Below are 12,185 nucleotides of genomic sequence, written 5' to 3'. Positions count from 1 at the left end.
CAAAAGTACAAGAGGAAAAAGAAATGAAGATAATTGTATGTATGAAACAGGTGCCGGCCGGCACGAAAGTGGATATCGATCCGGAAACCGGCGCCATGAAGCGGATGTCCGGCGATACACGGACGAATCCATATGATCTTTTTGCACTCGAAACCGCAATTTCTCTCCATGAAAAACTTGGCGGAACCGTGACCGTGCTGACCATGGGGCCTCCGCAGGCGGAAACCATGATGCGCGATGCCTACGCATGCGGTGCCGATGATGCCGTCATTCACTCGGTTCTCCTTTATATTGCCAGAATACCATCAGCTTTCTTGTCGCCGTATCCTCGCTGTATGTATATTTTACGGACCCGAGTCCGTAATAGCTGCAAAGATAGCCGGAAGCCTTATCGAGAAGCTCCGGTCGGGCTTTCATGACCTGCGCCATCAGATCGTCGGTGGCAAATTTAAATTCGGAATACTCTTTCGTCTCTTCAATATCCGTCTCCATTTCCCACAGAATCTGCGTCGCATCAAATGTATCCATGTACCGGCCAATCTGGCGGTAATACTCGAGGTCATCTGCATTGCACGCCGGAAGCGGCAGATTCGCATCCGCCTGATGCGTGTCCGAAAATTCCGCATCGGAAACGCAGAGAAAATCGTAGTAGATCAGGTCGTCCGGCAGATTGTACTCGCCGCTCTCGCCCTCTGCGAATACCGGATCGCCCCAGGTTACATCGACGTTGTAATAATTGTCTCCGCACTTTACGATATTCCAGCCGTGCGCCTCGCCAGTGTCTGTCGTTCCCGTCACATAAATGACCGGGATGTCCAGGCGGTTCATCAGATACTGGAACGTTCTGGCATAGCCTGCGCAGACCGTCTGTCCGTTCACAAGTCCGCTGTAGAGTGTCTGATTCTCCGGCGCATCTTTCACATAATCAATCTGCCGGATACATTTTTCAAAGACAGCCTTGATCTTCCCATAGTCATCCATCGAACGGTCGATATCACTTAAGAAATCATTTCCCGCCCCTTTGATCTGGGTCTGGCGGCCTGTGATCTCCTCCGCAGAAATCGTGTATTCCGGAACTACCTCACAGTAGTTTTTCGGCTCACCGTATCCCGTGACATGTGATGCTCCGTTGATCCAGCAGTACTCCGGGTAATCCATATAGACCCATCCGTAAACCTCCGCCGTCACATCGGGATCGCCGCCTTTTGTGATGATGGTTTCCTGGTGTTCCGCGATTCCCTGCACCAGTTCGCGGTAAATCATCTGTCTGTTTTCATCGAGCTGGCTGTAATAATACCGCTTCGCCAGCTCCTCCTCATCTGTATTTTCCGCCTGAAACTGTGTTGCGCCATTCTCTGACAGACCATTGTTTTCGTCTGCCGTCTGTGAAGCAGTGCTGCTGTCCGCTCCGCTTCCGTTCTGCGCGGGATCGCTCTCATCAAATTCTCCAAATACCAGATAAGCCGCCAGCAGGGCAAGCATAAGCGGAAGCAGCGCCCGCAGCGGTCTCTTCCGTCTTCGTCTGTGTCTTCTCTTTGCCATTCTTCTTTTCTCCCAGATACGTTAAAACGCCGTCACACAGTGCATCCGCCACCTTTTTCTGGTACTCCTTTGTGTTCAGGAGCGCTTCCTCCTCCGGATTTGAGAGGAATCCGCACTCGCAGATCACCAGCACTGCGTCTGTCTTCTTCAGCATGTAATACGTTTTGTTTCCCTTGGCTTTCCTGTGATTCGCCGGATCGAGCCCCGCAACCAGTGCAGCCTGCATGCAGAGCGCCAGTTTTTCGCCTTCTTTTGAATCCGTATAATAAAACACCTGCGCCCCTTTGACCGCCGCATCCGGGTAGCTGTTCTGGTGAATGCTGATCACACAGTCCGGCTTTTTTTCATGAATCAGCTGCACGCGCCGCTGCAGATCCTGCACTTTCGCATTCACGGCTCCCGGATCGGAGAGATCATCCTCCCCTTCCCGCGTCATCACCACAAGGATTCCCTGCTTTTCCAGCTTCTTTTTCAGCAGACGGGCAATCGCAAGGTTGATGTCCTTTTCTTTGACACCGTTTGCCCCGATTTTGCCGGGATCGTCGCCGCCGTGGCCGCTGTCCAGCACCACTACTTTTGTGGCTGCCTTCTGTGCTGCCACCAGCCGTGCGCCCTCGCGGGACAGAACATACGCCGCCGAAAGCAGAATCACCGCCATCAGCCATTCCAGTTTTTTCCCTTTTTCCAAATGAAAAGCCCCCTGCTGCAAATTTCCTTTCTTGGTCATTTTATGCAGCAGCGGGGCAGGTTACAACTCTTATTGCTTCCGGTTACTCTTCCTCATCTTCTTCATCATGCGCGCGATTCGGGATTTCATCCTCTTCTTCGTCGTTGTCATCATCGAGATAATCCGGCTCATTTTCGAGATCGATGACTGCGGAATTTTCGACGATTTCGTCTTCTTCCTCTGCTTCTTCTGCGGTATCTTCACGGTCTGGCTCTGCGGCTGTTTCTTTTGCCTCTCCGGGAAAGATACTTTTTACCGGATCTTTCATGAAGGTTTCCACTTCCGACGCAGAACGTTTCATCTCCTCACGCATTTTTTCGATGCCGGCAAAAGTCTCCTCAAAAATTCTGCGGTTCTTCTCGAGTACACTTGTCATGGTTTCCATCTCGGCGTAAATCTTCTGGTATCTGGTGTTGGCTTTCTGCAGCTCCGCGTCCATATGGCTCTGGATTTCTTCTGCTTCGGCCTGCAGTTTTTCTTCATAAACAGCAGCCAGTTCCTCGCCCTTCTGACGTGCGCTCTCTACCATGTATTCGCACTGTTCCTTCGTCTCGCGGCGCTGCTTTGCACAGGATTCCTTTGTCTCCTCCCTCTGTTTCCGGCAGGACTCGTTTGTCTCCTCTCTCTTTTTGCAGCACGCCTCATCCGTTTCCTCCGTTTTCTCGCGGCAGGACTCGTCCGTTTCTTCGGTTTTCCGGCGGCAGGCTTCCTCGGTCTCTTCTTTTAGCTTTCTGCAGCTCTCCTCCGTTTCCTCCGTCAGCTTTCTGCACGCTGCATCGGTCTCTTCGGTTTTCTCGCGGCAGGCATCTTCTGTTTCCTGTGTCAGTTTTTTCGCTTTCACCTGTGCCTCAAACACAAGGCCGCTGATGCTGTCATAATTGTCGATATAGCTCTGGTATTTCTCATGAATATTTTTTTCGAGCTCCTCGATTTTATCCTCACGCTCGCGGATCTTGCGGTTCAGCTTCTCGATTTCCTGCTCTTTTTCCTCGATCTTCGCTTCCAGTTTCTTCTGAGCGGCATACGCCTGATCTTTCAGGTTCTGCACTTTCGTCATGACATCGTCCTTATCGAAACCGCCCATCAGCGTTGTTTTAAATAATTCTTCGTGATTGTTTTCTGACATGTATACTCCTCCTTCGTGCCCGGGCTTTTATCATTCCCCTTATCCTTCCCGGACTCCTCGTCAACTGTTTGTTTCAATATATTCTGAAATCAGACTCCAGACGTCTGCGCACTCAAATCCGAGCTTCCACTCTGCCACTCCGGCGAGATCGGCGCTTTGGATCACTTTCAGTTTTTCCTCCATGGACTGCTCATCCTCCATCCAGATCGTGTATCTGGCATCGGAAGTTTCTACCGTTGCCACATTCTGGCCAAGGGATGCATCCCAGGTTTCTGTCATCTGATTCTCTTTGGCATAGTTTTTGGCGCCATCCATGCCCAGCACCTCGCTGGTAATGGCGCTCTGTCCGAACTTTTCCGTCCAGACACGGGTATAAAACGGGATTCCGCAGATCACCTGATCGGCAGGCATCACCCGCGTCATCTCCTCCACGGCCTGCTGTACGAACGGGAGGGATGAAACAGAGCCTGCCTCCTCGCTTCCCGCGAAATGCTCGTCATAGGCCATGACAATCATATAGTCCACAAATCTTGCCTGCTCGCCGCGCTGATAATACATCGTGTAAGCCTGCGGTACCGGCGTATCGACCGACACCACAAGATTCTGTGCATGCGCCGCGCTCGTCAGTTCCCGCAGAAACTGCAGGTAATGCGGGATTCCGGCCTCTTTCAGATTCTCGAAATCCACGTTGATGCCGTCCATGCCGCACGATGCTGCCTCGGCGAGCAGCTGCTCAATGATTCTGCTGCGCACGGATGCGTAGGCAAGATCGGTTGTTTCGTCGAATGCTTCATTAAAGTTATCAATCAATCCCCAGACTTCCCGTCCCGCTTCATGCGCCAGTTTCACGTAATCGGCGCTCGCAAGGCTGGAAATCGTACCGGTTTCGTCTGTCACGGAAAACCAGGTCGGTGAAATCACGTTCACGCCGGTCATTTCTGCTGTCATCTCTGCCATCGCGTCGTTCGACTCGGTCGATGTGCTCTGATGCCAGACCAGATTGATTTTGTGATCCCGTGTAATTCTTTCATAGGAATCTTTCTTTGCCGTCCGCGCTTCGATGGCCTCCGGCTCGGAGATATCCTCTGTCCGGATGTAGCCGGTATAGCCGTCCGCCGTCATGACTTTGCACCAGTTGTCCAGATTTTCCAGATACAGCAGGGTGTCTCCCTTCTGTACATCCGCAAGAATCAGACTCTTGATGCCGCCTTTCTGGCGCACCTGCGCGGTGTCTGACTGTACCGTCGCCTGCTCCACGCCGTCCCATTCATTCCGGATTACAACACGGTTGGGATCGCTGTAATATGCATAGTCGAGATCTGTGTATTCTTTTACGACATCCAGCGAAATGTAAACATTTCCGTCGCTCTCCTGCTGTACGGCAGGCTGTCCGCCCGGTGTTTTGGCAACGGCCGCATCGCCCGGAAGCAGTGTCTGCACGCCGCCGCTCGTTGTAAGCAGGATTCCTTTTGTTTCTTCATCCCAGTAGAAGCAGCTGTTCAGCTGGGATTCTACATATGTGTACGCCGCATACGGCTCTCCTCCGATAAGGACGGCCTGCTCTTCCAGAAGTTCTCCGTTCTGGATCAGCGCAACGCTGTTTTCGTCTGTCAGGTTAAAATATTCGTTCCCGGCCATGTATTCGGTTCCGGGTTTATATCGGTTTATCAAAAATGAACCAACGCCTGCTGCACCGACTAGCACGATCAGAATCAGTACGACCAGTACCGGCGCTGCTTTTTTCTTCTGTTGCTCCTTCATGTGTTCTTTTCCCCTTTTCTTCGCTCTGAAGATCTCCCCACTTGCGCCCATTATAACAAAAAAAATACCCAATAGCAACCGTTATGCGCAAGGGAACCGCATGCGAGTCAGAAAGTATCGTTACAGTTCACTGGTTCTCAGCGAACTGTAACATTCGCAGCCCTCATTTAAAGTTTTGCTTCGCAAAAGGAGGGCTGCTCACACCTGAATCATGTTCTTACGCAGCGAAACAGCAGGTGTTTCACTGCTGATTGAACAGTAACGAAAGTATCGTTGCTTTTTGCTATTGGGTATTTTTCAGAAAATCTGTTTAAAAAGTTTTGTCGATTGTTTGTTTCATGGCTTATTTGCAGTTGTGACGTACAAAAAAGAAAGCCCCATCGATCCGTATGAAATACTTTTGTTTTTAGTTTCAATGATCATGTTTCGCGGGGACGCCTTCTTATCCGATCCGTTTTTTCTGTGCCTGCTTCCGGCCGGAGTATGCACCCTCCGGGCAGAAGCAAAGGTTTCCCCAACTCCCATTATACTTCAAACCGGGGGAATTACAAATAAAGTTTGTCCCTTCATTTCTGAAAAAATTATGCGAAATGTAAAAAAAATCTTAAGTTCTTTACTTCTTTCCGTGATGTGTTATACTATATCGTAAGCAGCCCTATTTATATAAGTAAAGAGTAATTAAGGACGTGAGAGTTATGAAAATAGAAAAAATCAATGATAACAAGATCCGCTGCACACTGACCAGCGCCGATCTTGCCGAAAGAAATTTAAAGCTCAGCGAACTGGCTTACGGCACGGAAAAGGCCCGCAGCCTGTTTCAGGATATGATGCTTGAAGCCAACCAGCAGTTCGGCTTCAATGTGGATAATGCCCCGCTCATGGTCGAGGCCGTTCCGGTGGCTCCGGACAGCATTGTCCTCATTATCACCAGAGTCGAGGATCCACAGGAGCTCGACACCCGCTTCGCCAAATTTGCTCCATCCGGCGACGATACGGACGGACCGGAACCGGTACAGTATTCCGGCGCGGACGACATCATCGACCTGTTCCACAAGCTCTGCGATGTGAAGAACAAGGCACAGGAAATCGCAAAGAAAGCGGCACAGAAGGAAAACGAAAAAGAGCCTGCAGCATCCGAGGAAAAGAATGTGGATCTGGTACGCACCTTCCACTTCTCAACCCTCGACGATGTCATCAGCTCCGCAAAAGCGCTGAACCAGTATTTTACCGGCAGCAATTCCCTCTATAAGAACACGGCAGATGCCAACTATCAGCTCGTTCTGCACCAGTCCGGCTGCAAACCGGAGGAATTCAACAAGGTCTGCAACATTCTTTCCGAGTACGGCAGACAGGAATCCTTCTCCCTGGCCGCTGAAGCATTTCTGCTGGAACATGGAAATGCAATGGTAAAAGAGAATGCTCTGCAGGAGCTGGCTTCTCTGTAAGTTTTGAAACGTATGCATAAAAAAAGGAAGTCTGTGAAAGACTTCCTTTTTTGTACGTTCCGTACAAATTACTCTTCTGTGATAGCCTCGGTTGGACATACGCTTGCGCATGTTCCGCACTCAACGCATACATCCGGGTTGATTTCGTAATGGGAATCTCCCTCAGCGATAGCCTCTACTGGACATTCTCCAGCGCAGGTTCCGCAGCTTACACATTCGTCTGTGATTACATATGCCATGATCTTATCCTCCTTGTAGATTTTTTGGCCCTTTCGGTACTATCCACATTGTAAACGATTGCCCCCTGAAATACAAGTACAAAATTATAAACATTCTATAATCTTATGAATTTGTTCTTGCATTCCCCCCGGGGGTACGCTATAATCAAAATAGCCGTCAAAATCGGAACGACGGGTATATACACATTTAAAGGAGGAACTTTAAGATGGCAAAGATCTCGAAAGACATGACAATCGGCGAGTTAATCGCAATGGATACAAATATCATCGGAATCCTGATGGGAGCCGGCATGCACTGCATCGGCTGCCCTTCTGCACAGGGTGAGTCCCTGGAAGAAGCAGCTATGGTTCACGGCCTGGACGCTCAGGTTCTGGAAGACCAGATCAACGATTATCTGGCTGCAAAATAAGTCGGATTTCCGCGTGGATCCAAAAAGAACGCCTCTCGCAGGCGTTCTTTTTTTCTGTCCAATTTACCCTTTGGTTCAATGGCTCCGTTTTGCTTTCGTCCGTTTTCCTTTCTGCTCCAGCGTCGCCGCTGCTTCTCTCCGGCTCTGCTGGTGGCGGCGGATCGCCTCGTCTACGCGGCGGCTCCGTTCCTCCTGACGCCTCTTCTGTATCATCTGGTCAAGCAGACGGCCGAGCACGCGGTAAAATTCCGTCTGACGCTCCTCCTCTTCCTGCCGCATCACGGTGTCCGCCAGCTGTTCTGCTTCCCGCTCGGGCAGAAGATCGACAACCACCTCCGGCACTTCGTCCGCTTTTCCCGGTATTGCCGGATCCGGCTTCTCCTTTGCCGTCTCTGCCGCTTCCGCCGGAAACGCTTTGATCTCCGCCGTTGCCTGCACCAGCTTCGGCATCAGCTCGCGGATCGCTTTCAGGTGAAGCCCCTTTTTCTTCAGTTCCCGGATTCCCAGAAAAATCTGAATGTCCTGCGCAGTATAGCAGCGGTGTCCCAGCGAATTGCGGTGAATTTCCATGCCGAGCTCGTCCTCCCAGTACCGGAGCACATGCGCTTTCTCCCCGGTCAGCTTCTCCGCCTCCGTGACCAGATACGTTCTATTTTCCATACGGCAGCCACTCCCTTCTTCCCTTTATTATAAGAGCGTCCCCACCCCGCCGCAAGAAAATCTCATCGTAATATTCCGACAATTTTATACAATTATACACAAAAAACGTGCCGCAGGACTATCCCACGACACGTTCTGACACCATACTATTCAGAGCCCCATCTCGATTCCGCTACGCTACATCTCGATGTGGCTTCTCGCCATATGAAATTGAGGGGAAAAGTGCTCATTCATGCAAGCATGAGTCGCACTTTTCCCCTCAATTTCGCATGGCTCTGAATAGTTACAAATATTTTCTTTTATCTCTCTGCATTCGCAAATTTCGTATAATCCGGCAGCCAGACCAGATTGACGGTTCCGATCGGGCCGTTTCGCTGTTTTGCGATGATGATTTCCGCGATTCCCTTATTCTCGGAATCCTTATTATAGTAATCATCTCGATAGATAAACATAACAACGTCGGCATCCTGCTCGATCGCTCCCGACTCACGCAGGTCGGAAAGCATCGGACGGTGGTCGGTACGCTGCTCAACAGCCCGGGAAAGCTGGGACAGTGCAACAACCGGCACATTCAGCTCTCTCGCGAGTGCTTTTAAGGAACGGCTGATATCCGAAATCTCCTGCTGACGCGATTCCGAGGAGCTCTTTCCGCTTCCCGACATCAGCTGCAGGTAGTCAATGATGATGATATCAAGACCGTGCTCCAGCTTGTATTTGCGGCATTTCGACCGCATCTCTCCGATCGAGATACCAGGTGTATCGTCGATCATCAGTCGGGATTCACCGATCATGCCGGCGCTCTCGATCAGCTTGCTCCATTCGTCGTCTTTCAGGTTTCCGGTTCTCAGATGCTGGGAATCTACTTTCGACTCCATCGAGAGCAGACGGTTCATCAGCTGCTCCCGCGACATCTCGAGACTGAAAATCGCAACGGCTTTGTCTTTCTTAAACGCCATATACTGCGCAATATTGAGGACAAACGCCGTTTTACCCATAGACGGACGTGCCGCAATCAGGATAAAGTCAGAGTTCTGCAGACCCGATGTCTTGTAGTCCAGATCCGTGAATCCGGTCGGAATACCCGTGACATTTCCCTTCGTCTTCGATGCACGCTCGATGTTCTCCAGCGTATTGATGACAACCTGGCGGATCGGCATGAAGTCTCCGGAATTCCGCTGGCCCAATAACTGGAACATCTTCTTTTCCGTCTCCTCCATGATGACTTCCACCGGCTCTTTGTTCAGATAGCAGTCATTCTCTATCTCTTCTGTCAGCTTAATGAGACGGCGCAGCACCGCTTTCTCGCTGACGATGTTCGCATAATGGCGCACATTCGCCGAAGTCGGCACCGCATTTAAAAGATCGCGGACAAACTCCATCGAACTGATCTCCGGCGGAACATCCTTTTCACGCAGGCGGTTCTGCAGGGTGACCAGATCGACCGGTTTTCCCTCATTGAACAGCTCCACCATGGCATCAAAAATGACGCCGTACTGGTGCTGGTAAAAATCGTCGCTCGTCAGGATTTCCGATGCCGCCATGATGGCTTCGCGCCCCATCAGCATGGAACCGATGACCGACTGCTCCGCCTCGATGCTGTGCGGAAGGATTCGTTTAATCAGTGCTTCTTCCATAGAATTATGCTTCTTTTACGATAACTTTCAGCTTTGCAGTTACTTTGGTATGCAGGCGGATCGGCACTTCTGTCGTTCCAAGAACCTTGATCGGGTTCGGAAGCTGCATTTTCTTTTTGTCGATGTCGTATCCGAGCTGCTCTTTTGCTGCCTCAGCGATCTCTTTTGCCGATACGCTTCCGAATACTTTTCCGCCCTCGCCGACTTTGATTGCTACGGTAACCTGTTTGTCCTCAATCTCTTTCGCGAAAGCCTGTGCCTCAGCGAGCTGCTCTGCTGCCACTTTGTCCTCGTGTGCTTTCTGGAGTTTCAGCTCATTCAGGTTTTTTGCGGTTGCCTCGATGCCGAGTTTTTTCGGCAGAAGCATGTTTCTTGCATATCCGTCACTTACGTTTACAGTCTGTCCTTTTTTACCAAGTGCTTTTACGTCTTCCAGTAAGATAACTTTCATATCAGATTTCTCCTCCATCCTGCATTTCTGTTAAGGTTGATTTCAGAAGGTTTCTCGCCCCCTCCATGTTGACGGTCTCGAGCTGGCATCCCGCCATATTCAGATGACCGCCGCCGCCCATCCGCTCCATGATGATCTGTACATTGACCTCATCGATCGCGCGGGCGCTGATATAGATCACGCCTTTATACTCGGTCAGTACAAAGGACGCCTTGACACCGACAATGTTCAGCAGCTCGTTCGCCGCTTGTGCTCCGACCACCGTAGGGCTGTCCACATAGTCGCTCGGGCATTCGGAAATCGCGAACTGGCCGCGGAACAGCTCCGCATTGCGGATCGTCTCTCCTCTTGCCTTGTAATCGTTCATATCCTCACGGAACAGCTTGCGCACACGCGTCACATCCGCACCGCAGCGGCGCAGGAACGCTGCCGCCTCGAACGTGCGGACACCTGTTTTCTGCATAAAGTTGTCGGTATCGATCATGATGCCGGCATAGATGCTGTCCGCCTCCACGTTCCGGATGCGGATTCCCTCGGTAAAATACTGGAGAATCTCGGCAACCATCTCGCTCGCGGATGATGCATACGGCTCAATATAGGAAAGCACCGAGTTGCGGATCGTATCGCTTCCCTGCCGGTGATGATCCAGCACGACGATCATTTTCGCCATGTACAGCAGATCCTCACACTGTGTGATGCTCGGCTTGTTCGTATCGACCACAACGAGCAGCGTGTTGTCGTCCATGATCTCTTTCGCCTCATGGTTGTTGACAAACATGTCCGCCTCATAATCCTGGTTGTCGCGGAACGTATTCATCAGCGGAATGATCGAGCTGGTCGGGTTGTCGATGACGATGTACGCTTTTTTATTCAGCGTTTTCGCCGCACGGTAGATACCGATGGCCGCACCGAACGAATCGGCATCCGGCAGGCGGTGTCCCATGACAACGACCTTCTCTTTCGTGTTCATAAATTCTTTCAGCGCGTGCGCCTTGACGCGGGCTTTGACTCTCGTATTCTTTTCCACAGCCTGCGTTTTTCCGCCGAAATACTGAATCTTCGAACCGTCCTTTAAAACGACCTGATCGCCGCCCCGGCCAAGAGCCAGGTCGATCGCGATTTTCGCATACTCGGAGTTTTTCGCAAACGATCCAGCATCTGCTCCGATACCCATACTGATTGTGACCGCCATCTCGTTTCCGATGTTGATGGTCTTGACGTCCTCGAGGATATCGAACTTTTTCTCTTTCAGTTCATTTAACGAACTCCGGCGCATGACCACGATGTATTTGTCGTTCTCATACCGCTTCACCAGTCCGTCAAGATCGTTGAAATATTTGTTGATCTTCCGCTCGACCAGTGCGGTCAGAAGGGAACGGCGGACCTCCTCGACGCTCTCCAGCGCCTCGTCGTAGTTGTCCAGATACAGAAGACCGGTGACCATCGTTTCGTCCTCGAATTTCCGCATATACTTGCGGAGCTCCGTCTCATCGAACAGATACAGTGCCTGAATAAAATAGCCTTTGATATCTGTATTGATCATCTCCGAATTCTGGATCAGCTCGTCGATGCAGACGCTTTTTACATGGGCACGGAAATTCTTTTCGCCGTAAGCCACGTCGATGTCGGTCTCCTCCTCATTTTTCGGCAGCCGCTCGACCGTCAGCTCCGGAAAAATGGTGGCGATACATTTATGATACTGTGTATCCTTCCCTGTGATTTTTGTAAACTCTTTATTGACCCAGAGAAGTTTTCCCTGCGAATCCATAACGGCATAGGGCAGCGCCAGTTCCTGGATCAGATGCTTCTGAACCTGGCCGTATTCGGTCGCAAAGGTAATCAGCTCGTTGATCACCTGCGGACGCTGTCTGTAATAGAGAACTGCGGCTGCGATCACATAGACTGCAAAAAACAGCGTGAACCACATTCCTGCCATCACATCCACAAAATACATGCCGATATTCATCACAAGCATCAGGATGGACAAAATCAGCGGCCATCGAAGATAGCTCCGCAATTGGCCGCTCAACTTCATTTTGCTTTTCATTTCCTAACACCTTTCCAACGTTGCGTGTTGTATTTCGCTCCTGTCCTTCCGATTATACCACTTTGACCTGTACTTTGGCAACAAGATACTTCTGGATACAAAAAAGGTACCCGCCCTTTTCGGGCAGATACCTCCATTTATTT

Annotated in this window: 11 protein-coding genes and 1 pseudogene; 3 read left to right on the top strand and 9 right to left on the bottom strand. The window is 50.7% G+C overall.

Annotated features, from left to right (window positions below; all coding sequences use genetic code 11):
• Window positions 1-23: 23 nt before the first annotated feature.
• Window positions 24-215: pseudogene (locus tag DW915_RS16430) on the top strand (electron transfer flavoprotein subunit beta); the annotation flags it as partial.
• A 52-nt stretch (window positions 216-267) separates the two neighbouring features.
• On the opposite strand, the gene DW915_RS08520 reads toward DW915_RS16430, so the two are convergent.
• From DW915_RS08520 to DW915_RS08505, 4 genes are all read right to left on the bottom strand, one after another.
• Window positions 268-1,542 carry a transglutaminase domain-containing protein gene (locus tag DW915_RS08520; RefSeq protein ID WP_118741950.1) on the bottom strand — a complete coding sequence of 425 codons (1,275 nt, stop codon included), beginning with the start codon at window positions 1,540-1,542 and terminating at the stop codon, window positions 268-270.
• Window positions 1,439-2,230, bottom strand: coding sequence for an N-acetylmuramoyl-L-alanine amidase (locus DW915_RS08515; RefSeq protein ID WP_330422677.1), 792 nt, complete (start codon window positions 2,228-2,230; stop codon window positions 1,439-1,441). Before DW915_RS08515 ends, DW915_RS08520 begins: the two co-directional genes overlap by 104 nt.
• Window positions 2,231-2,312: 82 nt before the next feature.
• On the bottom strand, window positions 2,313-3,395 hold the full coding sequence (locus DW915_RS08510; protein ID WP_118741949.1) for a hypothetical protein: 1,083 nt from the start codon (window positions 3,393-3,395) through the stop codon (window positions 2,313-2,315).
• Window positions 3,396-3,455: 60 nt separating this feature from the next.
• Entirely contained in the window at window positions 3,456-5,156 is a 1,701-nt protein-coding gene (locus DW915_RS08505; RefSeq protein WP_158581048.1) for a glycosyl hydrolase family 18 protein, read from the bottom strand.
• 695 nt (window positions 5,157-5,851) lie between these two features.
• Here DW915_RS08505 and DW915_RS08500 point away from each other — a divergent pair.
• Window positions 5,852-6,601, top strand: a complete 750-nt coding sequence (locus tag DW915_RS08500) for an adaptor protein MecA (RefSeq protein ID WP_022461617.1) — start codon at window positions 5,852-5,854, stop codon at window positions 6,599-6,601.
• 68 nt (window positions 6,602-6,669) lie between these two features.
• Here the strand turns inward: DW915_RS08500 and DW915_RS08495 are convergent, their stop codons facing one another.
• On the bottom strand, window positions 6,670-6,840 hold the full coding sequence (locus tag DW915_RS08495; protein WP_022461616.1) for a DUF362 domain-containing protein: 171 nt from the start codon (window positions 6,838-6,840) through the stop codon (window positions 6,670-6,672).
• A gap of 206 nt (window positions 6,841-7,046) precedes the next feature.
• On the opposite strand from DW915_RS08495, the gene DW915_RS08490 reads away from it, so the two are divergent.
• Window positions 7,047-7,250 (top strand): DUF1858 domain-containing protein, encoded by a 204-nt coding sequence (locus DW915_RS08490; RefSeq protein WP_022461615.1) that lies wholly within the window; start codon window positions 7,047-7,049, stop codon window positions 7,248-7,250.
• 75 nt (window positions 7,251-7,325) lie between these two features.
• Here DW915_RS08490 and DW915_RS08485 read toward each other — a convergent pair whose 3' ends face one another.
• From DW915_RS08485 to DW915_RS08470, 4 genes are all read right to left on the bottom strand, one after another.
• On the bottom strand, window positions 7,326-7,910 hold the full coding sequence (locus DW915_RS08485; RefSeq protein WP_118741947.1) for a MerR family transcriptional regulator: 585 nt from the start codon (window positions 7,908-7,910) through the stop codon (window positions 7,326-7,328).
• 299 nt (window positions 7,911-8,209) lie between these two features.
• Window positions 8,210-9,544, bottom strand: a complete 1,335-nt coding sequence (dnaB, locus tag DW915_RS08480) for a replicative DNA helicase (protein ID WP_022461614.1) — start codon at window positions 9,542-9,544, stop codon at window positions 8,210-8,212.
• Between the two features lie 4 nt (window positions 9,545-9,548).
• Window positions 9,549-9,995 (bottom strand): 50S ribosomal protein L9, encoded by a 447-nt coding sequence (gene rplI, locus DW915_RS08475; RefSeq protein ID WP_022461613.1) that lies wholly within the window; start codon window positions 9,993-9,995, stop codon window positions 9,549-9,551.
• 1 nt (window position 9,996) lies between these two features.
• The gene (locus DW915_RS08470; protein ID WP_022461612.1) at window positions 9,997-12,042 is read right to left on the bottom strand and encodes a DHH family phosphoesterase; all 2,046 of its coding nucleotides are present in this window, start codon (window positions 12,040-12,042) and stop codon (window positions 9,997-9,999) included.
• Between the last annotated feature and the right edge of the window lie 143 nt (window positions 12,043-12,185).

The organism is Blautia sp. AM42-2 (assembly GCF_003480245.1).
Lineage (GTDB): Bacteria > Bacillota > Clostridia > Lachnospirales > Lachnospiraceae > Fusicatenibacter > Fusicatenibacter saccharivorans.
Note: the sequence above shows the minus strand (reverse complement) of the source record. Positions and strands in the feature narration are given on the sequence as shown.